At 62.6% G+C, this 24,081-nt stretch carries 25 protein-coding genes; 11 read left to right on the top strand and 14 right to left on the bottom strand.

Annotated elements, in window-relative coordinates:
- Nucleotides 1-69: 69 nt before the first annotated feature.
- Together LMTR3_RS07525 and LMTR3_RS07520 are read right to left on the bottom strand one after the other, a co-directional pair.
- A complete protein-coding gene (locus tag LMTR3_RS07525) occupies nucleotides 70-345 on the bottom strand; it encodes a (2Fe-2S)-binding protein (RefSeq protein WP_065744452.1) in 276 nt (91 codons plus the stop codon).
- 177 nt (nucleotides 346-522) lie between these two features.
- Entirely contained in the window at nucleotides 523-780 is a 258-nt protein-coding gene (locus tag LMTR3_RS07520) for a hypothetical protein (RefSeq protein WP_176721831.1), read from the bottom strand.
- 185 nt (nucleotides 781-965) lie between these two features.
- Between LMTR3_RS07520 and LMTR3_RS07515 the strand changes: the two genes are divergently transcribed.
- On the top strand, nucleotides 966-1,277 hold the full coding sequence (locus LMTR3_RS07515; RefSeq protein ID WP_057841790.1) for a hypothetical protein: 312 nt from the start codon (nucleotides 966-968) through the stop codon (nucleotides 1,275-1,277).
- 231 nt (nucleotides 1,278-1,508) lie between these two features.
- Nucleotides 1,509-1,781: a hypothetical protein gene (locus LMTR3_RS07510; protein ID WP_065744450.1), complete on the top strand. Its 273-nt coding sequence runs from the start codon at nucleotides 1,509-1,511 to the stop codon at nucleotides 1,779-1,781.
- A 119-nt stretch (nucleotides 1,782-1,900) separates the two neighbouring features.
- Here LMTR3_RS07510 and LMTR3_RS07505 read toward each other — a convergent pair whose 3' ends face one another.
- The 4 genes from LMTR3_RS07505 to ettA all read right to left on the bottom strand — a co-directional run bounded on the left by LMTR3_RS07505 (nucleotide 1,901) and on the right by ettA (nucleotide 6,916).
- Nucleotides 1,901-2,983, bottom strand: a complete 1,083-nt coding sequence (locus LMTR3_RS07505; RefSeq protein WP_065744472.1) for an ISAs1 family transposase — start codon at nucleotides 2,981-2,983, stop codon at nucleotides 1,901-1,903.
- A gap of 297 nt (nucleotides 2,984-3,280) precedes the next feature.
- Nucleotides 3,281-4,549 (bottom strand): lytic murein transglycosylase, encoded by a 1,269-nt coding sequence (locus tag LMTR3_RS07500; RefSeq protein ID WP_065744449.1) that lies wholly within the window; start codon nucleotides 4,547-4,549, stop codon nucleotides 3,281-3,283.
- Nucleotides 4,549-5,139 (bottom strand): TIGR00645 family protein, encoded by a 591-nt coding sequence (locus tag LMTR3_RS07495; protein WP_065744448.1) that lies wholly within the window; start codon nucleotides 5,137-5,139, stop codon nucleotides 4,549-4,551. The genes LMTR3_RS07500 and LMTR3_RS07495 overlap by 1 nt, the downstream gene beginning before the upstream one ends.
- Nucleotides 5,140-5,266: 127 nt before the next feature.
- Complete coding sequence (gene ettA / locus LMTR3_RS07490) at nucleotides 5,267-6,916, bottom strand: energy-dependent translational throttle protein EttA (protein WP_065744447.1); 1,650 nt, start codon at nucleotides 6,914-6,916, stop codon at nucleotides 5,267-5,269.
- 231 nt (nucleotides 6,917-7,147) lie between these two features.
- On the opposite strand from ettA, the gene LMTR3_RS07485 reads away from it, so the two are divergent.
- Both LMTR3_RS07485 and LMTR3_RS07480 read left to right on the top strand, forming a co-directional pair.
- Complete coding sequence (locus LMTR3_RS07485) at nucleotides 7,148-7,342, top strand: hypothetical protein (RefSeq protein ID WP_065744446.1); 195 nt, start codon at nucleotides 7,148-7,150, stop codon at nucleotides 7,340-7,342.
- 140 nt (nucleotides 7,343-7,482) lie between these two features.
- Nucleotides 7,483-8,442: a D-2-hydroxyacid dehydrogenase family protein gene (locus tag LMTR3_RS07480; RefSeq protein ID WP_065744445.1), complete on the top strand. Its 960-nt coding sequence runs from the start codon at nucleotides 7,483-7,485 to the stop codon at nucleotides 8,440-8,442.
- 218 nt (nucleotides 8,443-8,660) lie between these two features.
- Here LMTR3_RS07480 and LMTR3_RS07475 read toward each other — a convergent pair whose 3' ends face one another.
- Nucleotides 8,661-9,626, bottom strand: a complete 966-nt coding sequence (locus LMTR3_RS07475; protein WP_065744444.1) for an NAD-dependent epimerase/dehydratase family protein — start codon at nucleotides 9,624-9,626, stop codon at nucleotides 8,661-8,663.
- 197 nt (nucleotides 9,627-9,823) lie between these two features.
- The gene (locus tag LMTR3_RS07470) at nucleotides 9,824-11,149 is read right to left on the bottom strand and encodes a L,D-transpeptidase family protein (protein ID WP_065744471.1); all 1,326 of its coding nucleotides are present in this window, start codon (nucleotides 11,147-11,149) and stop codon (nucleotides 9,824-9,826) included.
- A 364-nt stretch (nucleotides 11,150-11,513) separates the two neighbouring features.
- On the opposite strand from LMTR3_RS07470, the gene LMTR3_RS07465 reads away from it, so the two are divergent.
- Nucleotides 11,514-12,284, top strand: coding sequence for a hypothetical protein (locus LMTR3_RS07465; protein ID WP_176721830.1), 771 nt, complete (start codon nucleotides 11,514-11,516; stop codon nucleotides 12,282-12,284).
- A 17-nt stretch (nucleotides 12,285-12,301) separates the two neighbouring features.
- Here LMTR3_RS07465 and sseA read toward each other — a convergent pair whose 3' ends face one another.
- The 3 genes from sseA to LMTR3_RS07450 form a co-directional block, all read right to left on the bottom strand.
- Nucleotides 12,302-13,156 (bottom strand): 3-mercaptopyruvate sulfurtransferase, encoded by an 855-nt coding sequence (gene sseA, locus LMTR3_RS07460; protein ID WP_065744442.1) that lies wholly within the window; start codon nucleotides 13,154-13,156, stop codon nucleotides 12,302-12,304.
- A 103-nt stretch (nucleotides 13,157-13,259) separates the two neighbouring features.
- Nucleotides 13,260-13,673 (bottom strand): rhodanese-like domain-containing protein, encoded by a 414-nt coding sequence (locus LMTR3_RS07455; RefSeq protein ID WP_028347037.1) that lies wholly within the window; start codon nucleotides 13,671-13,673, stop codon nucleotides 13,260-13,262.
- 131 nt (nucleotides 13,674-13,804) lie between these two features.
- Complete coding sequence (locus LMTR3_RS07450; RefSeq protein WP_065744441.1) at nucleotides 13,805-14,980, bottom strand: vWA domain-containing protein; 1,176 nt, start codon at nucleotides 14,978-14,980, stop codon at nucleotides 13,805-13,807.
- A 141-nt stretch (nucleotides 14,981-15,121) separates the two neighbouring features.
- Between LMTR3_RS07450 and LMTR3_RS07445 the strand changes: the two genes are divergently transcribed.
- The 3 genes from LMTR3_RS07445 to LMTR3_RS07435 all read left to right on the top strand — a co-directional run bounded on the left by LMTR3_RS07445 (nucleotide 15,122) and on the right by LMTR3_RS07435 (nucleotide 17,889).
- Complete coding sequence (locus LMTR3_RS07445) at nucleotides 15,122-15,364, top strand: GlsB/YeaQ/YmgE family stress response membrane protein (protein WP_065744440.1); 243 nt, start codon at nucleotides 15,122-15,124, stop codon at nucleotides 15,362-15,364.
- 98 nt (nucleotides 15,365-15,462) lie between these two features.
- Nucleotides 15,463-16,305, top strand: coding sequence for an AAA family ATPase (locus LMTR3_RS07440; RefSeq protein WP_057850028.1), 843 nt, complete (start codon nucleotides 15,463-15,465; stop codon nucleotides 16,303-16,305).
- Between the two features lie 81 nt (nucleotides 16,306-16,386).
- Nucleotides 16,387-17,889 (top strand): flavin-containing monooxygenase, encoded by a 1,503-nt coding sequence (locus LMTR3_RS07435; protein WP_065744439.1) that lies wholly within the window; start codon nucleotides 16,387-16,389, stop codon nucleotides 17,887-17,889.
- A 361-nt stretch (nucleotides 17,890-18,250) separates the two neighbouring features.
- Here LMTR3_RS07435 and LMTR3_RS07430 read toward each other — a convergent pair whose 3' ends face one another.
- Nucleotides 18,251-19,267 (bottom strand): methyltransferase, encoded by a 1,017-nt coding sequence (locus LMTR3_RS07430; RefSeq protein WP_065744438.1) that lies wholly within the window; start codon nucleotides 19,265-19,267, stop codon nucleotides 18,251-18,253.
- Between the two features lie 178 nt (nucleotides 19,268-19,445).
- Between LMTR3_RS07430 and LMTR3_RS07425 the strand changes: the two genes are divergently transcribed.
- The 3 genes from LMTR3_RS07425 to LMTR3_RS07415 are packed head-to-tail and all read left to right on the top strand — an operon-like array spanning nucleotide 19,446 to nucleotide 22,242.
- Nucleotides 19,446-20,495: an aromatic ring-hydroxylating dioxygenase subunit alpha gene (locus tag LMTR3_RS07425; protein ID WP_065744437.1), complete on the top strand. Its 1,050-nt coding sequence runs from the start codon at nucleotides 19,446-19,448 to the stop codon at nucleotides 20,493-20,495.
- Between the two features lie 4 nt (nucleotides 20,496-20,499).
- A complete protein-coding gene (locus tag LMTR3_RS07420; RefSeq protein WP_065744436.1) occupies nucleotides 20,500-21,252 on the top strand; it encodes a GntR family transcriptional regulator in 753 nt (250 codons plus the stop codon).
- A gap of 9 nt (nucleotides 21,253-21,261) precedes the next feature.
- On the top strand, nucleotides 21,262-22,242 hold the full coding sequence (locus tag LMTR3_RS07415) for a PDR/VanB family oxidoreductase (RefSeq protein ID WP_065744435.1): 981 nt from the start codon (nucleotides 21,262-21,264) through the stop codon (nucleotides 22,240-22,242).
- Nucleotides 22,243-22,290: 48 nt separating this feature from the next.
- Here LMTR3_RS07415 and LMTR3_RS07410 read toward each other — a convergent pair whose 3' ends face one another.
- Complete coding sequence (locus LMTR3_RS07410) at nucleotides 22,291-22,998, bottom strand: hypothetical protein (protein ID WP_065744434.1); 708 nt, start codon at nucleotides 22,996-22,998, stop codon at nucleotides 22,291-22,293.
- Between the two features lie 51 nt (nucleotides 22,999-23,049).
- On the bottom strand, nucleotides 23,050-23,241 hold the full coding sequence (locus tag LMTR3_RS07405; protein ID WP_065744433.1) for a hypothetical protein: 192 nt from the start codon (nucleotides 23,239-23,241) through the stop codon (nucleotides 23,050-23,052).
- Nucleotides 23,242-24,081: the final 840 nt, after the last annotated feature.

Genomic DNA, 24,081 nt, shown 5'->3' with positions numbered 1-24,081 from the left:
GGCCAAGAGCAACTGTTCCGCGAAAAAAGCGGTGGGGAACCGAGGAAATCAGGGGATTTCAGAGGGATTTCAGCAGGCCGCGAGGGCGAAGGCCGGAGCGGTTTCCTGCGCGGGCTCATCGTTGGCGGCGTGGCGCGTGTGCGGGCAACCGGAGCAGCACTCCTTGGCGCAGGCGCCGAGCGCTTCGTCGATGATGGTCTTGATGGTGCGCGCGCAACGGCCGCATTCGGCGCTGCAGCCGAGGCAACCGTAAATCTGTTTGGGATTTCGCGGCAGGTCCGAAGCTGCAGTCACAGCATTACGGACATCGTGGTCGCTCAGCACGTTGCAGGAACAGACGATCATGAAACCGGTAAAACCTTGGGTGATGCCTACTCATCGATATGGAAGAGAGCTCCGAGATGCAAAAGGAAAAGCCGCATTTTCAAGCAATTCCAAACTGATGCCGGGGAAATACTGGAATGAATCTAAAAAGGAGTATTGCGGTAAATCAATCCGGCGCTGATTGCCGGTTTTCCGCTATCAATCGCCGCCACCACCCCCGCCGTCGCCACCGCCTCCGCTGCTATCGCTGGATGAAGCGGATTCATGGGACGAAGAACTGTCGCTGCCGCTCCCGGAAAACAGGCTCCAACCGCTGCCGCCGAAACTGTCGCTGGAAGTTGCGCCATAGCTGTCGCCACTGGCGCTCTCGCGCCGGGGCTTGCGATTCTGCACCCGGTTCATCAGCAGGTAGCAGATCAGCGACGTGCCGCCGACCGCCACCACGAATGCCGCCATTCCGCCCATCGTCGTCCTGTCCTGCGTTCACGGACCAAGAATAACACTTCGGTATCTTAGCACCGTGATCTGCCTCACCTCCCGTTTTCGTCATCGCCGGGGGCCTTGGCGTTCATTGATCATTCAAGCGAAATGTGGAACTTTTGCCGCGACAAACCCCAATGCCCTTTTGAGAAAGGTGAGCCATGAAGAAGACATTGATGGCGCTCGGTGCCGCCGCCGCGTTGGCCGTTTCGGCCGTGGCTGTTCCCGCCCCCGCCCAGGCGCAGCGCGGCGTTGCAGCGGGCGTCGCCGCCGGATTGATCGGCGGCGCCATTGTCGGCGGCGCGATTGCTTCGCAGAACGGCTACTATTACGGCCCGGGCTACTATGAGCCCGGCTATGGCGGCCCGGCCTATGTCGTCGATCCCGGCTACGGCGAGTCCTGCATCTGGCAGCGGCAGCGGTTCTGGGATGGCTATGGCTGGCGGGTCCGCAACGTCAGGGTCTGCGACTAGCGGTCGTTCATCTTCATTAAATTGCGCTCAACACCCCGGAAAAGCAGGTGCTTTTCCGGGGTGCATGCGATTTTCGGCCCGAAAAAGACCGTTTTTTTCCGCGACCGTTTGAAGACGTTTACTTTCGATTGACCCATGTGCGCTTTTTTAGCGAAGCGGCAGTTCGAAACAGCGTGTGAGTCATCCCCTAAACCCGGCGCCCGAAGGCGTCACTCCAGGAGAGCCCAAGACATGAAGAAGACATTTGCTGCCTTCGTCGCGGTCGCAACGATTGCCGGTTCGCTTGCCTCGACGCCCGCAAGTGCACAGCGTGGCGTTGCCGCGGGCGTGGCGGCCGGCTTGCTCGGCGGCGCGATCATCGGTGGCGCGATTGCTTCCAGCCGCCCGGCCTATGGCGGCCCGGTGTATGTGGAAGAGGCGCCCTATCCGGCGTGCCGCATGGTTCGCGAGCGCTTCTGGGATGGCTACGACTGGCGCTATCGCCGCGTCGAGGTCTGCAACTGATCTGATCGATTGGCGCGCGAGAAGCGCGTTTTGATCTGAAGCCCGGCCGATATCTCGGCCGGGCTTTTTTATCACCACAGAAGCACGGACGTTTGGTTACCCTCCCCTGGAGGGTAGGGCTATCGCATATGGGCGAGGGCGGAGAGAAGGAAGTCGTTGTCCCATCTGGCCTGGAGCATTTTGTGGCTGATGCGGGCCGGCCCTGGTGTTGTCTGCAGGACGTTGATGGCGATCCTGCGGATAGCGGCGAGGTTTTCCGGCGCGTGATCCTTGCGACTGCGGCAGGCATCCTCGTCGAAGACCGTATCGAGGACCCAGTGCAGATTGTTCTCGATGCCCCAGTGGGCGCGCACGACCTCGAGCAGCTTCTTGGCCGACAGCGGGCGCGAGGCCAGGAAGTATCGAACCTTGTGCTTGGCGGGCTTGCCGGAGTGGGCGCGCCAACTGTCGATGCGGCCGACGGCAGCGATCGCGGGGAAGCCGTATTGCTTCGCCAACTGTGGTGCCGGCGTGACGATGGCCTGCCGGCGCTCGACACGGCCGTGAGCGGAGGTCCTTCGCTGGCTCGCCCGCGCTGGCTTCCGGGCCGCATCGAGCAGCGCCTTGGCGGCCTTGAAGAGCCGGCCGCGATTGCTCTTGATGGCCAACACGTAATGGCCCTTCCGATCGCGGATGGCCTGGGCCGTGTCGGGCCGGCAATGCAAGGCGTCGGCGGTGACAAGGGCCCCGTCCAGATCGAGCAGGGCCAGAACTTCGAGAGCACCGGCAATTTCGTTGCGATGGGGAGCCTTCCTCTGAGCCAAGGCCATGCGCGTGCCTGTCGCCCAGACATTGACCATATGCAGCGGCGTGGCCTGCCGGCCACGCGTGAAAGCCCCGCGCAGCGCCTTGCCGTCGATGCTGACCACGCCTTTGACGCCGAAGCCCTTGCCGAACTTGCGCAAGACCGCTTCCAGACCCTTCGGGTCCAGCGCACGGAAGACGTTGCTGAACGTGTCGTGGCTGGGAATGCCGCATCTGAGTTCCAGAAACCGCCGCAACAGCTTCTCTCGGCCTTTGCCGAAGAACTCGAACTCGGTGCAGGTTTTGGCGCCAGCCAGCGTCGCCGCCAAGGCGATGACGAGGATGTCCAACAGATTGTGTTGAGCGTTGCTGGCACGCGGATCTTTGAGCGGGCGAAATATCCGCCTGAGATTGCGCATCTTGGTCTCCTTCGGGAAGCGGGAGACCTCCGAAGAATCCAATTCGCACCGCTATGCAACACCCCTCTAACGCCATATGCGATTCCCCTACCTGGAGGGGGAGGGTCGCCGCGTAGCGGCGGGGTGGGGTGACGGTCTCTCCACGTCCAACAGTGCCCGAATGGAGAGATCACCCCACCCCGTCTCACATTTCGCTGCGCTCCATGTGAGCCGACCCTCCCCCTCCAGGGTGATCCGAACTTCTACTCGAAATCCGGCTTAACCCGATCCAGCGCGGCTGCCACATCTACGACGTAGTCACCGACCCCCGCTCATCGAGCGCAGCACCGCTTCGCTCGGCCAGCAATCGACCTTAATGCCCGCCGACTTCTGATACGCGCCCAATGCCGCACGGGTCTGCATGCCCGCCTTGCCGTCGAGCTTGTCCTTGTAGAGACCGATGCGCGTCAAATGGCGCTGCATGGCCTCGACATCGGCGGAGCGCAACTGCGTCGAGGCCGACCACGGCGTTGCGAACGGCAGCGGGCTCGCCATGCGGTCGGCGAGATGGCCGACGAACAGCACATAGAGATCGGAGAAATTGTATTCCTTGATGACGAAATAGTTCTTCGTCGTGAGGAACGACGGGCCGTAGATGCCCTCCACCTGCAACAGCGAGGCCGGCTGCGCCTGTTCGGCCGCACTCAGCCTTTGTCCGCGCACCGGCACGAAGCCCGCGCGCAGCCATTCGGCAATCGGCTGCGTCACCTCGGGCACGCCCATGGTGCAATCGACGTTGGCCGGCGCCTTCACCTCGTAGGCCCAGCGCACCCCACGCTGCCAGCCCTTGTTGACGAGCTGCTGCGCGGCGGACGCCAGCGCGTCCGGCACCGAATTCCAGATGTCGACACGACCGTCGCCGTCAAGATCCATGCCGTGCTTGTAATATTCGGACGGCAGGAACTGGGTGAGTCCGGTGGCGCCGGCCCAGGACGAGCGAAAATCCTTGCGCGCCACCGCGCCCTCGCCGAGAAGTTTGAGCGCCTGAATAAACTCGGTGCGATACTGATCCTTGCGCCGGCCGACATAGGCCTGCGTCGCGACCACGCGGAGCATATCGTAAGGCAACCGGTAGCGGCCGAAATCGGTCTCGCGGCCCCAAATCGCGAGCACGATGGTGGCCGGCACGCCAAAGCGCTGCTCGATATCGCTGAGCGCCGCGCGATGCTTCTGCATCAGCTTCTGCCCTTCGGCCGCCAGCCGCGCGATCGAGGATTCCTTCACATAGTCGGCCGGCACCTGAACGAATTCGGCTTGCGCCGGCGCGCCGGTGGGCGGCCGGCCCGGCAGCAAGAGATCGGGCAGCTTGTAGTCAGGCTCCAGTCCTTGCGTTTCGCGATCGAACGTCGCACGCGACACGCCGGCCGCCTGCGCCTCCGGCCATAGCGAGGCGACGAACTGGGTGAAGGCGGCGTCGGCGGAGAATGCCGGTTGCGACGCGCCGAGCGTCACCGCAGTCACTATCAGAACTGCGGCAGCCGCCCTCGTTCGCAAAGCCGAAAATCCGATGGTCGACAGGCCGCCCATCAATGCGAAGTGGCGCGCTTTGCTTCGTCGATAGCCATGTTCGAGACACGGTCGACATAGGCAATGCCGATGGCCGACAGAATGAAGACCGTATGAATGATGGTCTGCCACATCACGCCGGTTTCGGTGTAGGCGCTCTTGCCCGATGCAAGGCCGCCGGCCTCGATGAACGTGCGCAAGAGATGGATCGAGGAGATGCCGATGATCGCCATCGCCAGCTTGATCTTGAGCACGCTGGCGTTGACGTGACTGAGCCATTCCGGCTCATCGGGATGACCCTGCAGGTTGAGACGGGAGACGAAGGTCTCGTAGCCACCGACGATCACCATCACCAGCAGGTTGGAGATCATGACGACGTCGATCAGGCCCAGCACTGCCAGCATGATCTGCTGTTCGCTGAAATCGAAAGCATGGGCGAACAGATGCCACAGCTCCTTCAGAAACAGCACGACATAGACGCCTTGCGCGACAATCAGACCGACGTAAAGCGGCAATTGCAGCCAGCGGGAGCCGAAGATCAGCATCGGAACGGGGCGCAATGCCTTCCCCTTACCTTTAGGCGGCAAGGGTGTTTCGGGGGTAAGGGACATCAGGGATAGCTCGCTGCAGAATTACAATTGCGGAACAACGTCTATATCTACGCACTGTCACCGCCGTGTGAAGCGACAACTGGCCGCAGCACACGCGGGACACTGATCATGCAAACGCCCGATTGGTTCACCTCGTCAGCTTCTTGTACTTCACGCGATGCGGAATGATGCTGTCCTGGCCGAGCCGGCGCATCTTGTCCTTCTCGTAATCCTGGAAGTTACCTTCGAACCATTCGACATGGCTCTCGCCTTCGAAGGACAGGATGTGAGTGGCGATGCGGTCGAGGAACCAGCGATCGTGGCTGATGATCACGGCGCAGCCGGCGAAATCCTCCAGCGCCTCTTCCAGCGCGCGCAGCGTATCGACGTCGAGGTCGTTGGTCGGTTCGTCGAGCAGCAGAACGTTGGCGCCCGATTTGAGCATCTTGGCCAGATGAACGCGGTTGCGCTCGCCGCCTGACAGCGCGCCGACCTTCTTCTGCTGGTCGGCGCCCTTGAAGTTGAACGACGAGCAATAGCCGCGCGAATTGACCTCGCGCTTGCCGAGCAGGATCAGTTCGTTGCCGCCGGAAATCTCCTCCCACACCGTCTTCTTGCCGTCGAGATCGTCCCGCGACTGGTCGACGTAGCCGAGGTGCACGCTCTCGCCGACGGTGATGGTGCCCTTGTCCGGATTTTCCTGCCCGGTGATCATGCGGAACAGCGTGGTTTTGCCGGCGCCGTTGGGGCCGATCACGCCGACGATGCCGCCCGGCGGCAGCTTGAAGGTGAGATCGTCGATCAGCACGCGGTCGCCGAACGCCTTGGTGAGCCCTTCGAAATCGACCACGTTCTGGCCGAGGCGCTCTGCCACGGGAATGGTGATCTGCGCGGTCTGCGTCTGCTTTTCGCTCGCCTGCTTGAGCAATTCCTCATAGCGCTGATAGCGCGCCTTGGACTTGGCCTGGCGTGCCTTCGGTGAGGACGCGATCCATTCCTGCTCGCGGGCCAGCGTCTTCTGGTGCGCGGCCTCCTCGCGGCCCTCCTGCTCGAGGCGCTTCTGCTTCTGCACCAGCCAGGACGAGTAATTGCCCTCGTAGGGAATGCCGCGGCCGCGGTCGAGCTCGAGGATCCAGCCGGTGACGTTGTCGAGGAAATAGCGGTCGTGTGTCACGATCAGGATCGCGCCGGGATAATTGCGCAGGTGGCCTTCCAGCCACGACACCGACTCGGCATCGAGGTGGTTGGTCGGCTCGTCCAGCAGTAAGAGATCCGGCTGATCGAGCAGCAATTTGCACAGCGCGACGCGGCGGCGCTCGCCGCCGGAGAGTTTTGTCACGTCGGAATCGTCGGGCGGGCAGCGCAGCGCGTCCATCGCCTGGTCGACCTTGCTGTCGAGATCCCAGAGACTCGCGGCCTCGATCTGGTCCTGCAATTTGGTCATCTCATCGGCGGTTTCGTCCGAATAGTTCATCGCCAGCTCGTTGTAGCGATCGAGGATCGCCTTCTGCTTGGCGACGCCCTGCATGACGTTTTCGCGGACGGTAAGCGCAGGGTCCAGGTGCGGCTCCTGCTCGAGGTAGCCGACGCGGGCGCCGTCGGCGACCCAGGCCTCGCCGGTGTATTCCTTGTCGAGGCCGGCCATAATCTTGAGCAGGGTCGACTTGCCGGAACCGTTGACGCCGAGCACACCGATCTTGGCGTCCGGGTAGAAGCTCAGATGGATGTTATCGAGCACCTTTCGGGTCGGGTAGCTCTTGGTCAGACCCTGCATGAAATAGATGAATTGGCGAGCCATCGCGATCCCTGGAACCTGTTGGATTTTACGGAAATTTGCTGCCGCTGATGTAGCGGCGTGGCCCCCAAAGGGCAACCGCGGAGGGGCGTTTTCCGTCCGTTCACCACGGGTGAATACGGGATGGTCACCATGTCTGCCGAGATACCGACAATTGAAACTATCTTTTAATAAATCAGGCGAAAACTCGTTTTCAGCGCCGGAAAAGGCGTCTTGAAAACAAGGGCCAGCGTCATGGCTACGATCGGTTCGGCATCCCTTTCCACCCCGGCTCATGCAAGCGCCGGACTGGCAAAACCGTTGGCAGAACTCCGCGCTTTCTGGCGCCAGTTCGTGGCCAAGGCGTTCAACCCCTACCGCCCGGAACTGTACTATATGCGCGGCCCGGGACCGGCCTGGCGCGCCAAGCATCCCGGCCATCAGAACTGAGATTTCCTGGTTTTGAGGCTGTCCTGCCTTTGAGCCTGCCCTGCGTTTAGTCCGCTTGCGCCGCTACCGATTGCGCGCGACCATGGCGATCTTCCCGACGGTGTCTCCGCCGTCATCCTCGCCATCGACGGACCTCTCAAATGACGCGGCTGCGCTGTGCTATCCTCGACGACTATCTCAATGTGGCGCTCAAGGTCGCCGACTGGTCCAAGGTCACCGACCGCGTCGACGTCACGGTGTTCAACCAGCCGTTTGCGAACGCGGAAGCCGCGGCCGCCGCGCTCAAGGATTTCGAGATCATCTGTGCGATGCGCGAGCGCACCCCGTTCCCGCGCACCATGTTTGCAGGCCTGCCCAACCTAAAACTCCTGATCACCTCGGGCCTGCGCAATGCCGCCATCGATATGGAGGCCGCCAAGGACCACAAGGTGGTGCTGTGCGGCACCCAATGGGGCCGCGACCCGACGGCGCCACTGACCATGGGGCTGATCCTGGAGCTGACCCGCAATATCGGCCGCGAAAACGCCCGCATGCATGCCGGCGCGCCGTTGCAGGCACTTGTCGGCATGGAGATCGAGGGCCGCACACTCGGGGTGATCGGCCTCGGCAAGCTCGGCACCAAAGTATCGAAGCTGGCGCAGGCTTTCGGCATGAACGTGATCGCCTGGAGCCAGAACCTGACGGCTGAAAAATGCAAGGAAGTCGGCGTCACCTATGTGAGCAAGGAAGAGCTGTTCTCGACGGCCGACATCGTCACCATCCATGTGGTGCTGAGCCAGCGCACGCGCGGGCTGGTCGGGCGCGATGACCTCGCGCGGATGAAACCGACCGCCTATCTCGTCAACACCGCGCGCGGGCCGATCGTCGACGAAGGCGCGCTATTGGAAGCGGTCACGCAAAAGAAGATCGCGGGCGCCGGCATCGACGTGTTCTCGGTCGAGCCGCTGCCGGTCGACCATCCCTTCCGCAAGCTCGATAACATGGTGCTGACGCCGCATCTCGGCTACGTCACCGAGGACAGTTTTCGAAACCACTATCAGCAGATGGTGGAAGGCATCGACGCCTGGTTCAAGGGCGAGGCGAAGCAGCGGCTCGCCTAGAGCATGATGATTTTTGGTTAGATGAGTTGGCCGCGGGCGCGCTTTACCTCTCCCGCTTGCGGGGGAGGTCGGCGCGAAGCGCCGGGTGGGGGCTCTCTCCACTCGGGCAGTGTCGCCCGCGGAGACACCCCCACCCCGCCCCTCCCCCGCAAGCGGGAGAGGGCGCGCACCTTCTTCGTGGCCGCAATCAGGTCTAATTTCATCATGCTCTAGAACCTTCAGGCTGCGTGCTGCGCGGTTGCGCCGCTGGCGACCTCCGCAAATCCGTGACGCCACGACGGATGCGCCGGCTGCCAGGCCAGCTCGCGCCTCGCCTTGGCGTTGGAGCCTGATCGCACCTCCGTCATCATCGAAACCAGGTGCTCGCCGGCGAACAACCGACCAAGCCAAGCCGGCACACGAATCGGCGGCCTGGCTCCGACCAGCGTGGCAAGAGCAGGCAGCCATTCGGCGACCGGCGCCGGCTCATCGTCGACGATGTTGTAGATCTCGCCTGATATGCCGCGCTCGATGGCAGCAACGGTCGCGGCAGCCGCGTCATCGACGTGGATGAACGACCACCGTCCGCCACCGCCGCCGATCAGCGGCACATGGCGGCGGCGCACCTGTTCGATCATCGCGCGTGAGAGCATGCCGGTGCCGGGGCCATAGAACGACCCATATCGCAGGACGATCCCTTCGAGATTCGCCGAGCTGGTGACGGCGTCCTCCAGATACTGAATCGCGTCAAGCGTGCGGCGCAGTTCTTCCGGCGGATCGAAATCGAGCGGATCGGCCTCCGTCTTGATCGGGTCGCCGCTGCGGCCGTAGGTCCAGCCGCAAAAGCTCTGGACGATGAAGCGCTTCACGCCCGCCTCACGCGCAGCCGCCAACAGAAAATCGGTGCCCTGCGTGCGCAATCGATTGGTGCTGGCGAACGCGCGATCGAAATGCCTGAGATCGGTGACCCCTGCGAGATCGGTCATCTCATGGATGATGACATCCGGCTTCGCTGCAAGCACTGCGGCGCGAATGGCCGGCGCGTCGAGCCCATCGGCGATCGCAGGTTCCGCGCCCATCCGTCTGATGATCTCGGCCTTCGCCGCCGTTCGCGTCGTGCCAACGACGGAATGACCTGCCGCTATCAGCGCGGCAACGAGTGGACGGCCCACAGCGCCAGTGGCGCCTGCAACAAAGATCCGCATGGCAAATCCTCCTGCTACTGCCCCACAATTCTGGCCGGCAGGTAATCGAAGGAAATGTGAATTCAAGCGCGCGAATGTGGCTGAAGGCCCCCTGTCCATCCGGACTTGTTCCGCAAAGGCCAAGCCGCATCGCGCGGATCGACAACAAAAAAGGCGCGCCGTGGCGCGCCTTCGAAACGTCGTTGTGGCTGAGAGCCTTACCGAATCGTGACCGGCGCGGGCAGCGGCGGCACCACCGCCGGCTGCGCACCGGAAGCGGGCGCCAGTTGGGCCTGAGCCGGTCGGGGGGCTGCTGCGGCAGCCGGGCCAGCGGCGGGCGGCGGAGCGGCCGACGCGCTTGCGGTATTGGCGGGCGGGGGGCCACCGGGCATCACCACCACGCGGGTACCGACCTTGGCGCGCTCGAACAGGTCGGAGACGTCCTCGTTCAGCATGCCGATGCAGCCCGAGGAGACGAACTTGCCGATCGTCGAAGGCTGGTTGGTGCCGTGGATGCGATAGATGGTCGAACCCAGATACATTGCACGTGCGCCGAGCGGATTGCCGGGGCCGCCGGCCATGAAGCGCGGCAGATAGGGTTGGCGCTCGATCATCTCGGTCGGTGGATGCCAGTCCGGCCACTCGGCCTTACGGCTGATCTTCTGCACGCCGTTCCAGGTGAAGCCGTCGCGGCCGACGCGGACGCCGTAGCGGATCGCACGTCCCCCACCGAGGACGTAATAGAGGTGGGTATTGGCGGTATCGACAACGATGGTGCCCGCGGGCTCCTTGGTCGTGAAGGCCACTTCCTGGCGGCGTAGATGCGGTGGAAGCTGCGCAGGGCCGACTTCCGGCTGCTCTTCCGGCGGCAGGGCGGCGAGTTGCACCGGCTTGCCGTCAGCTCCAACGGCGGGTTGCTGCGACTGCGGGAGCGCGCCAGTGGCGGCGGGCGCGGCCGCCGGTGCGGCGCTGATGGCCCCCGGCGGACGCAGGCCGTCGTCGTTCGGATAGACGATGCCGGCGCCGGGAATGCGGCTATCGCCGCGATCCGAATAGACCTGTTGCTGCGAACCGGGCGGACGGTCCGCATAGATCACCGGCGGCGGACCGGCCAGACGGCCGTAACGCGGATCGTCGGGCGAAAGGATCGGGCCGGTAGGTGCCGCGGCGGTGGCCGGGCGGCCATAGCGCGGGTCATCAGGAGAAAGGATCGGGCCTGTGGGCATCGGGGCGCCGCGGTCCGAATAGACCGGGGCGGGCGCCGGGCGGCCATAGCGGGGATCGTTGGGTGACAGCACCGGGCCGGGCGGCGGCAACGCGGCCGAACTCGGCGCGTTCGGCGTCTCGTCGTCGTCCAGTGCGTCGAAATCAGGTTCGCCGGGGCGGCGTTCGTCAACCGCATAGCCACCGTGCACGTACGGTCCCGGAGCTGTCGAATAGACCTGGCCGGGAGCTGACGGATAGCTCTGCGCATGGGCGAGCGAGGTTCCAGCCATGCCAGCGGCAATGGCGGCACAAATCGTCAAAATGCGGTTGTTCATCATCGCCTTTGTATAGACCCCAAGCCCCACCGGACGGTTAACGGCAGATGACGGAAGATCGCGGCGCATTCAAGACAAATCCGCGAAATTCGGCCCAACCAGTCATTTGTGATCGCAGCCAAGCTGCGGCAAAGATGCCTCAGGACGGCGGAAATCGCCGTCGGCGGGTGGTGCGCGACGTCGAACCGCAGATTTTGTAACAAAAAGCCGCCGGGCATTGAGATACTCTCAAATCGGCCTGATTCGCGCGCGCCGCACCCCGCCGCATCCGGCTCTCACAGTGGTCACCGCGTTCCCTTGGCAAGCAATAACCCTTCAGAGATCAAGGAGGGTGGAACCCTGGTCCATGCTTCCCGGCTTTCGTTTCTTGTTCATCGCAATTGTACTGTCGACGTCGATTCTGGTTTTTGGTCTTGGCGCTGCTGCCCTGTTGCGGGCCGCGCATGAGGAATTTGCCAATCTTCCCTCGCGACGGGCGGCACCCGAGCCGATGTTCGCCCGCCAGAGCGACGACCCGCTGCCGAGCTTGGCTTTGATGCGCGTCGACCCATCCGTCGCGGATAGGCCGGCCGACAATGTCGCGGCCGCCGCCGTCCCGGAAGCAGCCTCGGAGGCAGCGGCATCGACCGTGCAGTCTCCAGACGTCAGTCCGGCGGAGCCCGAGCAACTGGCTGCGGCGACGCCGGCAGAGCCGATGCCGACCGAAGCCGCCAAGCCGGAAGTGCCGGCGACGGAGATGATTGCGGGCACACCGGTTGCTCCGGCTTCCGCGGCCCAAACCGAGGCGCCCGCTCCCAGTGCGGAAGTCAAGCTCGCCACCGTCCCTGATACGCCGGATCCAGCCGCTGCTGCCGCCTCGCCTCCCGCGGCGCCGTCACTTGAAGACAATGCCGCTGTGACCAGGATCGCGACGCTCGGCGGTCCTGCCGTCATCGTCGATGAAAAGACATCGGCCACGACCACGGACGCGAAGCCGGACCGCACCGCAATCAAGAAGCTTGCCGCACAGCGGGCTCGCGAGAAGCGGCGAATTGCGGCGGCGCGCCGCGCGCGTCTGGTACGTGAGGCAGAGCTGACCCTGCAGCAGCAGCAACCCAATCCGTTCCTACCGTTCCCCGTCACGCCCGCAACGAGGTAGCATCCAAAATTTAAGGATCAGGCCGGGCCGGTCGCAACCGGGGGACCGTCGGCCGCGCCCCACTCCGTCCACGAGCCGTCATACAGCGCCGGGTTCTCGACGCCGAGACGATAGAGCGCCAACGTCAGCACGGCGGCGCTGACGCCGGATCCGCAGCTCGTCACGATCGGTGCATCGAGCTTCACGCCGGCGCCTGAGAACGCCGCGCGCAACTCATCGAGCGGCTTCATCGTCCCGGTCGCGGCATCGAACAGATTGTTGTAGGGCAAGCTGAGGCTGCCGGGGATGTGGCCGGAGCGAAGTCCCGGCCGCGGCTCGGCGACCTTGCCCTGATAGCGTTCATTGGCGCGCGCATCGATCACCTGCTCGGCGCGGGTCGCGAGGTTTTCGACCAATTGCTGCATGCTGCGCGTGCGCCGCGCATCGAACGTCGCCTTGAACGTCGAAGGCTTCGGCGTCCCCTGCCCGCTCTCGACCTTGCGGCCTTCCGCGACCCACTTCTTCAGGCCGCCATCGAGCACGCGCACGTCCTTGCCGAACGACAGAAACATCCACCACACCCGGGGTGCGGCGACCCAGCCGCCGGAATCATAGACCACGACGGTGTCGTCATTGCCGATCCCGAGCGCGCCGACGTCGCGGCCGAATTGCTCGGCGGACGGAAACATGTGCGGCAGCGGATTGGAATGGTCGGACACCGCATCGACGTCAAAGAACACCGCGCCCGGAATATGCGCGGCGAGATAGTCGTCCTTCGGCAGCGGCATCACGCCCGGCATCTTGAACGTGGCATCGACGATTTTGACGTTGGGATCGTTCAGGCGCGCGGCGAGCCAGTCGGTGGAGACGAGCGGGTCAGTGGTGGTGGGCATAATGCAAAAATCCTTGCTGTCATTCCGGGATGGTCCGAAGGACCAGACCCGGAATCTCGAGATTCCGGGTTCGCTTCGCACCCCGGAATGACGCGGGAAAAACTTAAGCCTTCTTCTTCGGCTCCCATTTCTCGACCGGGCCGCCGGCGTCGCGCCAGGCGGCGAAGCCGCCGCCCATATGCGCAACCGGCTTCAGGCCCATGTCCTGCGCGGTCTTGGCCGCGAGCGCCGAGCGCATGCCGCCGGCGCAATGGAAGATGAACTTCTTGTCTTCCTGAAAGATCGGCTTGGCATAGGGGCTTTGCGGATCGATCCAGAATTCCAGCATGCCGCGGGTGCAGGAGAACGCGCCGGGAATCTTGCCCTCGCGTTCGATCTCGCGGGGATCGCGGATATCGACGATCACGACGCCCGGATCCTGCGCGGCCTTGATGGCCTCAGCGGCACTGACAGTCTCGATCTCGGCATTGGCTTCATCGATCAGGGATTTGATGCCGCGGTGAATGGTCTGGGGCATTTGCACTCCTTGAAGTTTCTTGGCCGTCATTCCGGGATGGTCCTAAGGACCAGACCCGGAATCTCGAGCGAGTAAACCAATCTCTGGATTCCGGGTTCGCGCTGCGCGCGCCCCGGAATGACGAGGTAGAACTACCGCACCAATTCCTTCATCGCGGCCTCTAAGCCTTCGATCGTGATCGGATACATGCGATCCGAAAGCAACCGGCGGATGATGGTGGTGGATTCCGAATAGTCCCAGTGTTTCTGCGCCACCGGATTGAGCCACACCGTATGCGGATAGGTGCGCGTGATGCGCTCCAGCCAGACCGCGCCGGCTTCCTCGTTCACATGCTCGACCGAGCCGCCCGGCACCATGATCTCATACGGCGACATCGAGGCGTCGCCGACGAACACCACCTTGTAGTCGTGCGGATATTTATGCAGCACGTCCCAGGTCGGCGTGCGGTCGGTGAAGCGGCGCTTGTTCTGCTTCCACACGCCTTCATAGAGGCAGTTGTGGAAGTAAAAATATTCCATGTGCTTGAACTCGGACTTCGCGGCCGAGAACAACTCCTCGACCTGCTCGATATGGGAATCCATCGAGCCGCCGATGTCGAAGAACACCAAAACCTTCACCGCATTGCGACGCTCGGGGCGCATGTGCACGTCGAGATAGCCGTGGTTGGCGGTCTCCCTGATCGTGGTGTCCAAATCGAGTTCGTCGGGCGCGCCGGTGCGGGCGAATTTGCGCAGACGGCGCAGCGCGATCTTGATGTTGCGGATGCCGAGCTCGACATTGCCGTCGAGGTCTTTGAACTCGCGCTTGTCCCACACCTTCACGGCGCGGTTGTTGCGGTTCTTCTCCTGCCCGATTCTGACGCCTTCGGGATTGTAGCCATGGGCGCCGAACGGCGAAGTGCCGGCGGTGCCGATCCACTTGTTGCCGCCCTGATGGCGGCCCTGCTGTTCCTTCAGGCGCTGGCGAAGCGTCTCCATGAGCTTGTCCCAGCCCATCGCCTCGATCTGCTTCTTCTCTTCCTCGGTGAGGTATTTTTCCGCGAGCTTCTTCAGCCATTCGGCGGGAATGTCCGCCTTCTCCATGGCGTCCAGCAGGCTTTCCAGCCCTTTGAACACGGTGCCGAAGACGCGGTCGAACTTGTCGAGGTTGCGCTCGTCCTTTACCAGCGCGGCGCGGGAGAGATAGTAGAAATTCTCCACCGTCTGATCGGCAAGGTCGGCGTCGAGCGCCTCCATCAGCGTCAGATATTCACGCAGCGTCACCGGGACCTGCGCGTCGCGCAACGATGTGAAGAATTGCAGGAACATGGAATACAGATTGCCCGCCCCGCCGCACACGTCAAGGGCCCGCGCGTGCCAAAGGCCGGCGCATAGCTGTCAGGCCTAGACCGGGAGGCTTTTTCAATTACAATTGACCTGTAAAAGGCTTATTCCGGCAGGGGAAATTCAATGGGAATCGTAGCGGCGCTGATCATCGGCGGTATTGCGGGCTGGCTTGCCGGGTTGATCGTGCGCGGCGCAGGCTTCGGGCTGATCGGCAATATCGTGATCGGCATCATCGGCGCGCTGCTGGCGAGCTGGCTGTTGCCGCAGCTCGGCGTCAGCCTCGGCGCTGGCTGGGTCCGCGATATCGTCAACGCCACCATCGGCGCGGTGATCATCCTGGTGATCCTGTCGCTGATCAGACGCTGACGAAGCCGCAGCAACTCCAATCGCGACCGCCGGACCGGCGGTCGTTTACTGTTCAGGCCGCGAGCGGCTGACGAACGAACAACAAGGCAAACGGATAGATGAAATTTACCGGCACCAAGGACTATGTCGCCACCGACGACCTCAAGGTCGCCGTCAACGCCTCGATCGTGCTCGAGCGCCCGCTGCTGATCAAGGGCGAGCCCGGCACCGGCAAGACCGTGCTGGCGGAGGAAGTCGCCAAGGCGCTCGGCGCGCCGCTTCTGACCTGGCACATCAAGTCAACCACCAAGGCGCAGCAGGGCCTATACGAATACGACGCGGTGTCGCGGCTGCGCGACAGCCAGCTCGGCGATAGCAGGGTTTCCGACATCTCCAACTACATCAAGCGCGGCAAATTGTGGGAAGCGTTTACGCACGACAAGCGCCCGGTGCTTTTGATCGACGAGATCGACAAGGCCGATATCGAGTTTCCGAACGACCTCCTGCTCGAACTCGATCGCATGGAGTTCTTCGTCTACGAGACCGGCGAGAACATCAAGGCGAGCCTGCGCCCGATCGTGATGATCACCTCGAACAACGAAAAGGAACTGCCGGACGCGTTCCTGCGCCGCTGCTTCTTCCATTACATCAAGTTTCCCGACGCCGACACCATGGGCCGGATCGTCGACGTGCACTTCCCCGGCATCAAGAAGCGCCTGGTGGAGGAAGCCTTGCGCATCTTCTTCGAGGTGCGCGAAGTGCCGGGTCTGAAGAAGAAGCCCTCGACCTCGGAGCTGCTCGACTGGCTCAAGCTGTTGCTGAACGAGGACATCACCCCGGAAATGCTGCGGGAGCGCGATCCGCGCAAGCTGATTCCGCCGCTGCACGGCGCTCTCTTGAAGAACGAACAGGACGTGCACCTGTTCGAGCGGCTGGCGTTCCTCAGCCGACGCGAAGTGTAATCGCCGACGACCGCGACGCCAGAACCTGAGGTTCTGGCGTTTTGCTTTTCGCAAAACACCAACGAAAAAAGAACAGGGAAGATGAACGTTCAAAGCCAGATCGACGCAGCGTCACCCCGCACGACCGAGCATTTCGACGTCCTGATCGCCGGTGCCGGCATCTCCGGCGTGGGAGCGGCCTATCACCTCACCACGCAGTGCCCGGGAACGACGTTCGTCGCGCTCGAAGCGCAAAAAACCTTCGGCGGCACCTGGACCACCCATCGCTATCCCGGCATCCGCTCCGACAGCGATCTCCACACCTTCGGCTACCGCTTCAAGCCGTGGACCACTGCGCCGATCGCCAGTGCCAAGGAAATCCTCAAATACATGGGCGAGGTGATCGAGGAGAACGATCTCGCCCGGCACATCCGCTACCGGCACACCATCACTTCAGCGAAATGGTCGAGCGAGGAAAACCTCTGGACCATCGAGGCCACGCGCACCGACACCGGCGAGAGGCTGCGCTTCACCACCAATTTCTTCTGGATGTGTCAGGGCTACTACCGCCACACCGAGGGTTATACGCCGGAGTGGAAGGACATGGCCAAGTTCAAGGGCCCGATCGTTCATCCACAGAAATGGCCTGAAGACCTCGATTACAGGAACAAGCGCGTCGTCGTGATCGGCTCGGGTGCTACCGCGGCGACGCTGATCCCGGCGCTGGCTCCCGACTGCGCCCATGTCACCATGCTGCAGCGTTCGCCGACGTATTTTCGCACCGGGCGCAATGCGATTGAGATCGCCGAGGAGCTGCGGAAACTACAGGTCGACGAAACCTGGATTCACGAAATCACGCGGCGAAAGATCCTGTTCGATCAGGACGCGTTCACGCGCAAGACGTTCAATGAGCCGGAAGCGGCCAAGAAGGATCTGTTGTCGGCGGTCGAAGCCTATCTCGGCAAGGACTACGACATCGCAACCCACTTCACGCCAAAATACCGGCCGTGGCGGCAGCGCATCGCCTTCATTCCCGACGGCGACCTGTTCCAGGGCATCAAGTCCGGCAAGGCCTCCGTCGTTACCGACGAGATCGACCGCTTCACAGAGAAGGGAATCCTGCTGAAATCCGGCAAGGAGCTGGAAGCCGACATCATCGTTACCGCGACCGGCTTCAACCTCTGCGCCAACGGCGACATCGAGTTTGCCATCGATGGCAAGCCGCTCGACTTCGCCGATACCGTGACCTATCGCGGCATGATGTTCACCGGCGTACCCAACCTCGTCTGGGTATTCGGCTATTTCCGCGCGAGCTGGACGCTGCGCGTCGATCTCGTCGCCGACTTCGTCTGCCGGCTGCTCACGCACATGAAAGAGACCGGCGTGAAAAAAGTGACGCCGCAGCTTCGTCCCGAAGACCACAACATGCCGCTGTTGCCGTGGATCGATCCGGAGAATTTCAATCCCGGCTACATGATGCGCGGCATGCATCTGCTGCCCAAGCGCGGCGACAAGCCGGAATGGCAGCACAACCAGGACTACTGGGCGGAAAAGGATGAGTTTCCGGCCATCGACCTCAAGGACAAGGCGTTCGTTTACGGCTGAGGTTGGCGCTGGGTGAGCGGTATCAAATGCTGTGAGGGATGCACCGGCGATAGGGTTCCCTCCCCCCTTGCGGGGGAGGGTTAGGGAGAGGGGTGCCGCACGGCATGCTCTCTCCGTGTGGGTCTTTTCGACGAATGACCGTGATTGAGAAAGCCGTGCGCTTATCGATCATCTCGCCCGGGGCTTACCCCTCTCCCCAGCCCTCCCCCGCAAGGGGGGAGGGAGCCTGAGCAGCGTGCTCACCTCACGCGGTATGCGCAACTCTCCACCGGTCATGGCCGGGCTTGTCGCCAAGCTTTAGAAGGCGGCAAGCCCGGCATGACGAGTTTGCGGACCGATCCGGGCCCTCACCCGGCGTCCCCTAGGCAACACGCGCCTCAATCAGATTGAAGCGGCCGGCCGGATAACTCGTGACCAGATCGAAGCCGCTCTGGTCGAGCAATTCGCGGTACTGTCGCTCGGTGCGCTCGAGCCCTCCAGGCCCGCGAAGCATGTTCAGATCACTCAGCGCCTGCTCTCTGTCCTCGTCCGCCATGGTTGGCGTCTCCGGCATCAGCCGCTCCACCAGAAGCAGCTTGCCTTCGCCCGGGAGCGCCTTGCGACAGTTTTGCAGGATCGCGATACTGCGCGCATCATCCCAGTCGTGAATGATGCTCTTGAGAATGATCGCATCGGCGACCGCCGGCACGGCCTCGAAGAAATCGCCGGCCACAAATTCCACGCGGTCATCGACACCGATCTGCCTGAGATGCCTGCTCGCGGCCTCGGCACATCTCGGAAGGTCGAAAACAGTTCCGCGCAGGTTCCGGTTTTGCTGCGCGATGGCGCCGAGCAATTCGCCGGATCCGCCGCCCACGTCCATCAAACGGCGTATCCCGCTGAAGTCATAGGACTGAAGGACATCCGGTGTCACAAGACGAGTAAGCTCCACCATCGCCACGTTGAACTTGTCTACAATCTCTGGCGTCCGGCCCATCAACTCGAAGCTGTCATCGACGCCTTGCAGTTGCGCTGCGGTCTTGCCGGTCATGATGGATTCAAGCATTCCGCTCCAGGATTTTGCAAGCAGTTCGGTCTCAAGGATTGCCCAGCCCTTGACCGAATGCTTTGCGGAGCTGTCGAGGCAGGCCCCCATGTCCGTCAACGCATAGCGATCTTCGCCGCTACGCGAACAGATGCCTAGGGTGGAGAGTGCGGTGAGCAGGCGGCCAAGCGCCCGTTCATCTGCCCCGGTTGCCTTGGCGAGCTTGCCGACCGTCTGCGGCCCGTAGCTCAACAACTCGGCGAGCCCGAGTCTGGCGGCGACGTAGATCACTGCGGTCACACGGTGCGACTGTATGAGGTCGAAAAGCCTGAGGGCCAATACTTGCGATGACATCGCGCCTCCTATCTCCGCATTGTTTTGCGGCAGGTGATCGCAAACCGGGAGCAGGCGAAATGAGATAATTCACAGAACAGATGTATACTTTAGCGGTAATTTAACACCTTTATATCGCACCATTTGCAAGCTCTCCGCGTTTTCTGTATACATACTGCACTCAACAAGGAGTGCAGCCATGCCGTCCTCATTCCCGCTCAATGCCTGGTACGCCGCCGCCTGGGACGTCGATATCAAGCGCGCGCTGTTTCCGCGTACGATCTGCGGCAAGCATGTCGTGATGTACCGCCAGTCCAACGGGCGGGTCTGCGCGCTCGAGGACGCCTGCTGGCACCGCCTGGTGCCGCTCTCGAAAGGACGGCTCGACGGCGACACCGTGGTCTGCGGCTATCACGGGCTGAAGTTCAACGCGCAGGGCCGCTGCACCTACATGCCCTCGCAGGAGACCATCAACCCGTCCGCCTGCGTGCGCTCATACCCCGTGATCGAACGCCACCGTTTCATCTGGCTGTGGATGGGCGACTCGGCACTGGCCGATCCCGCGCTGGTGCCTGACATGCACTGGAACGACGATCCGGCCTGGGCGGGCGACGGCAAGACCATTCACGTCAAATGCGACTACCGCCTCGTGGTCGATAATCTGATGGACCTCACCCACGAGACCTTCGTGCATGGCTCCAGCATCGGCAATGATCACGTCGCCGAAGCCCCGTTCGACGTCACCCATGGCGACAAAACGGTCACCGTGACGCGCTGGATGAAGGGCATCGACGCGCCGCCGTTCTGGGCCGCGCAGTTGCAAAAGCCCGGACCGGTCGACCGCTGGCAGATCATCCATTTTCAGGCGCCCGGCACCGTCAATATCGACGTCGGCGTCGCGCCCGCCGGCACCGGCGCGCCGGAAGGCGACCGCTCGCAGGGCGTCAACGGCTTTGTGCTCAACACCATGACGCCGGAAACCGACACCACCTGTCATTATTTCTGGGCCTTCGTCCGCAATTACCGGACGACCGAACAGAAACTGACCACCGAAATTCGCGAAGGCGTGTCGAACATCTTCCACGAGGATGAAATCATCCTCGAAGCGCAGCAGCGCGCGATGGACGAGAATCCGGATCGCACGTTCTACAATCTCAACATCGATGCGGGGGCGATGTGGGCGCGGCGCGTGATCGACCGGATGGTGGCGCGCGAGAGCACACCGCAGACCATGCAGGCTGCGGAGTGAGGAAATGAGCGAGCGCGACGTCGAACGTTCCGTGTCGCAGACCGTGCGGGCGCAGCTCGCGCTGCGCGACATGATCCTGTCCGGGCGGCTGCGACCGGGCGAGCGCATCTCCGAATTGCAGGCGGTCGACATCACCGGCGTGTCGCGGACCCCGGTGCGGCTGGCGCTGGTCCGGCTGGAGGACGAAGGCCTGCTGCAGGCGATTCCTTCCGGCGGCTTCATGGTGAAAGCCTTCACCGAGCGCGACATTCTGGATTCGATCGAGCTGCGCGGCACGCTGGAGGGCCTCGCCGCGCGCTTTGCGGCCGAGCGCGGCGTCGGCGCGCGCAGCCTCGAGCCGCTCAAGGAGTGCCTTGCCGATCTCGACCAACTGGTTCGGCAGGACCCGATTTCGGTCGAAGCCTTTTCCGCCTATGTGACGATGAACGCGCGGTTTCACGCGCTGCTGAACGAATTGTCTGCCAGCGCGCCGCTGATCCGGGAGATCGACCGCGTCTCGGCGCTGCCGTTCGCTTCGCCAAGCGCGTTCGTGATGGCGCAGTCGGCGCTGCCGGAAGCGCATCAGATTCTGCTGATCGGGCAGGATCATCACCGCGTCGTGGTCGATGCGATCGAGAACCGCGAGGGCGCGCGGGCCGAAGCCGTGATGCGCGAACATTCCCGCCTCGCCGCGCGCAACCTGCGGCTCGCGATCCGAAACCGCACGCATCTCGATTTGCTGCCCGCGCTCGCCCTTTTGAAATCGCCAGTCGAATAGAGGTAGCCCATGCGTTTTGCCGAGCAATGGAGCTGGTGCACCATCGAATCTATCCGCGACGTGACGCCGACGATCCGCGAATTCCGCCTGCGTCCTGAAAGCGGTCATATCACGCCCTACCCGGCAGGCAGCCATATCGGTGTCTCCGTGCTGATCGATGGACAGCCGGCGCGGCGCTCCTATTCGCTGGTGGAAAACGACGACGCCGGCACGTATCGCATCGCGGTGCGGCTGGCACCGGATAGCCACGGCGGCTCGCGCGGCATGTGGAATTTGCGAGCTGGCGCGCGGATCGAAACCTGCAACCCGAGCTCGCTGCTGGACCTCGATTGGACGCGGCGAAACTATTGCCTGATCGCCGGCGGCATCGGTATCACGCCGATGACAGGCATCGCGGCCGCACTCCGCCGCAGAAATATCGACGCCCCGCTGCACCATGCCGTGAAATCGCGCGGCGATGCCGCCTTCCTCGACGAACTCTCGGCGCTGCTCGGCGACCGGCTGAACGTCTACGCCTCCGATGAAGGCGCGCGGCTCGATCTCGAAGCCACCTTCCGCGCCCTGCCGGACGACGCCATCGCCGTCATCTGCGGGCCGATGCGGATGCTGGAAGCTGCGCGGCGTATCTGGAATGACTTAGGCCGCGCGCCCGCCGATCTTCGCTACGAGACTTTCGGCTCCAGCGGGTTGAAGCCGACAGCGGAATTCCGGGTGCGGCTGAAGGATATGGACACCGAACTGGTCGTGCCGCCGAACAGCTCGATGCTGGATGCGCTTAACGGCGCCGGCTTCGAGGTGATATCGGACTGCCAGCGCGGCGAATGCGGCGTCTGCGCCGTCGACGTCGTCGCCGTCGAGGGCGAGATCGACCATCGGGACGTGTTCTTCAGCGATCAGCAGAAGCAGGACAACCGCAAGATCTGCCCTTGCGTCTCACGCGCGATCGGCATCGTTACAATCGATACGCTGTACAGGGCTGAGGCTGTCTAGCGCCTGGATCAGGCGCCGGTCTGGCTGGAGCGGGAGGACGAACGCGAGCTATTGTTCTGACGACAGGCGGACTATCTGGCGCCCGCTATTCATCGCCTTGAGATTGTTGACGTACTCCTCAGGGCGCTGCCAGCGGTGAGGAACTTTTAGTCCCATGAACTCCGCGATGTCACCGATAAACGCCGTGCAATTGGTTGTTTCGGCGTTCCAGACTGGTGAGTTCGCCTGTAGTTTCTTGATGTATGCGAAAACCCGTTTTGCGTCCGGCTCATTCAGGTAAACCCGGTAACTGGCGGTCAAGTACTGCGGATCAAGATCGCCATAGCTTGCCGTGGTCTCGGACGGCACCCACAGCAAATGACCAAGTACATAAGCTGCAGTGTCTCCCGCAGGGGTGAGGCCCGCGACTTCAACTGCTCGCTCGCTTGTCTTCCCGAACCAGACGAAAGCGTGTCCCCAGCTCGCCGCCGTCCTGGCTCGGAAATCAACGTAGTACGGGCCCTTTGCTGATCCCGATCCCGGCTTTCGATTCGACTGTGGCGCCGGTTTCGATTCAATCGGCGCCTCATTGGAAACAAGCGCGTTCGCGGTGGCGGCGCGCTTGTGGAGCTCCCGTTTCTGGGAAATGAAACGTTCCGAGCGGGCGCGAGTATCAACCTCACGCGCAGAAGCCGATTGGATGTTGCACTGGAGCAAGACAGAGAGTGTGAATCCCGCAAGCAGGCATATTCCCAACCTCTTCGGCTTGTTTGCCACGCTTCGCCCTTCAACTGTCGACGATAAGGTCAGATTCCGCGAGACCTTAAATCAATACCGCGCATAGGGCCGCGGCGGCGCGACAGGTGTCTTGCCGATTGGGGTCTTCCCGATTGGGGTCTTGCCAATCGGCATCTTGCCGATTTGGGCCGTCTGATAGACGGGCTGTCGGCGCGGAATGTCGGCAGCACTAGCGGCAGTCACCACGGCAAGCGTTGCACCGACAACAATCACAGTCTTCATCACGGTACTTTTCCTCCAGGTTAGAAGAAACGAGGCAGTAAACTGCTTCGCGTTCCCCTCAGACCCGCCGTGAGCATGACCGTCGGAATACGTCTACAGTGCGGCAGATCAAACACGTTCGACGGATAGGTCTGCAGTGCGGCATATATGAGACATGCTGGAACCCGAACCTATTGGATCGATGGTGCGATAGCCGAACGCCATTGTCATGGGGACTCATCCCAACGTGGAGATGGAACGACAAGGCTCACGCCCATCCCGAACTCAGGTGCGGGCTTCCGATCGGTTCTTAATAACCGCTGTGCGGCCTCGGCGTTTGTGGCGCAGCGCTCGAGCCAGCGAGCCACGAGAAAATCAACCCGCGCGGCAAATCGCCGTTGCGCCGCTGCCAGTAGAGGCCACGCGTCCAAGCTCTGATCGGATGGTCTCTTGACGTCGTTGCGGGCGTTCATCTTGCCCTCCTGCCGGTTCGGCGGAGGGAGCGGCCCTGCGCCGAGAGTTACACTCTTGCTTTGCGGATCAGCCCCGCATCGAGCTGAAGGTTCGGGCCCCACATCATCACGGACATGCACGACCAATCGGCCAGCCGAATAAGCGGCCGGACGCGGGCGGCAGTCTCTGCGATGTGTGTGCGTGCGTTGCGCATTACGTCCTCAAGAGTGCGGGCAATCTCGCCCGCGACGAATGTCATGATCTAAACGCAGAGAAAATTCGGCGCGTCAAATGTTTTATGTTCACGAGGTGCGGGATTTGTGCGTGCTAGTAATTTTCGAACGCCAGCGGAGCCGGCCTGGTTCGAAAATTTCAGGCTATTGTCAGTTGAGCGGAAGTGGCGGCTTA

Origin of the sequence: Bradyrhizobium sp. LMTR 3, assembly GCF_001693485.1 — a bacterium.
GTDB lineage: Bacteria > Pseudomonadota > Alphaproteobacteria > Rhizobiales > Xanthobacteraceae > Bradyrhizobium.
The sequence above is the reverse complement of the archived record's forward strand: the minus strand, read 5'-3'. Positions and strand labels throughout refer to the sequence as shown.

Coding starts and splice junctions, on each gene's coding strand:
- LMTR3_RS07435 (WP_065744439.1), top strand. CDS start 16,387: ATGAACGTTCAAAGCCAGATCGACGCAGCGTCACCCCGCACGACCGAG.
- LMTR3_RS07485 (WP_065744446.1), top strand. CDS start 7,148: ATGGCTACGATCGGTTCGGCATCCCTTTCCACCCCGGCTCATGCAAGC.
- LMTR3_RS07525 (WP_065744452.1), bottom strand. CDS start 345: ATGATCGTCTGTTCCTGCAACGTGCTGAGCGACCACGATGTCCGTAAT.
- LMTR3_RS07480 (WP_065744445.1), top strand. CDS start 7,483: ATGACGCGGCTGCGCTGTGCTATCCTCGACGACTATCTCAATGTGGCG.
- LMTR3_RS07495 (WP_065744448.1), bottom strand. CDS start 5,139: ATGTCCCTTACCCCCGAAACACCCTTGCCGCCTAAAGGTAAGGGGAAG.
- LMTR3_RS07450 (WP_065744441.1), bottom strand. CDS start 14,980: ATGTTCCTGCAATTCTTCACATCGTTGCGCGACGCGCAGGTCCCGGTG.
- LMTR3_RS07470 (WP_065744471.1), bottom strand. CDS start 11,149: ATGATGAACAACCGCATTTTGACGATTTGTGCCGCCATTGCCGCTGGC.
- LMTR3_RS07415 (WP_065744435.1), top strand. CDS start 21,262: ATGCGTTTTGCCGAGCAATGGAGCTGGTGCACCATCGAATCTATCCGC.
- ettA (WP_065744447.1), bottom strand. CDS start 6,916: ATGGCTCGCCAATTCATCTATTTCATGCAGGGTCTGACCAAGAGCTAC.
- LMTR3_RS07510 (WP_065744450.1), top strand. CDS start 1,509: ATGAAGAAGACATTTGCTGCCTTCGTCGCGGTCGCAACGATTGCCGGT.
- LMTR3_RS07405 (WP_065744433.1), bottom strand. CDS start 23,241: ATGAAGACTGTGATTGTTGTCGGTGCAACGCTTGCCGTGGTGACTGCC.
- LMTR3_RS07515 (WP_057841790.1), top strand. CDS start 966: ATGAAGAAGACATTGATGGCGCTCGGTGCCGCCGCCGCGTTGGCCGTT.
- LMTR3_RS07430 (WP_065744438.1), bottom strand. CDS start 19,267: ATGTCATCGCAAGTATTGGCCCTCAGGCTTTTCGACCTCATACAGTCG.
- LMTR3_RS07455 (WP_028347037.1), bottom strand. CDS start 13,673: ATGCCCCAGACCATTCACCGCGGCATCAAATCCCTGATCGATGAAGCC.
- LMTR3_RS07475 (WP_065744444.1), bottom strand. CDS start 9,626: ATGCGGATCTTTGTTGCAGGCGCCACTGGCGCTGTGGGCCGTCCACTC.
- LMTR3_RS07440 (WP_057850028.1), top strand. CDS start 15,463: ATGAAATTTACCGGCACCAAGGACTATGTCGCCACCGACGACCTCAAG.
- LMTR3_RS07505 (WP_065744472.1), bottom strand. CDS start 2,983: ATGCGCAATCTCAGGCGGATATTTCGCCCGCTCAAAGATCCGCGTGCC.
- LMTR3_RS07445 (WP_065744440.1), top strand. CDS start 15,122: ATGGGAATCGTAGCGGCGCTGATCATCGGCGGTATTGCGGGCTGGCTT.
- LMTR3_RS07425 (WP_065744437.1), top strand. CDS start 19,446: ATGCCGTCCTCATTCCCGCTCAATGCCTGGTACGCCGCCGCCTGGGAC.
- LMTR3_RS07500 (WP_065744449.1), bottom strand. CDS start 4,549: ATGGGCGGCCTGTCGACCATCGGATTTTCGGCTTTGCGAACGAGGGCG.
- LMTR3_RS07520 (WP_176721831.1), bottom strand. CDS start 780: ATGGCGGCATTCGTGGTGGCGGTCGGCGGCACGTCGCTGATCTGCTAC.
- LMTR3_RS07420 (WP_065744436.1), top strand. CDS start 20,500: ATGAGCGAGCGCGACGTCGAACGTTCCGTGTCGCAGACCGTGCGGGCG.
- sseA (WP_065744442.1), bottom strand. CDS start 13,156: ATGCCCACCACCACTGACCCGCTCGTCTCCACCGACTGGCTCGCCGCG.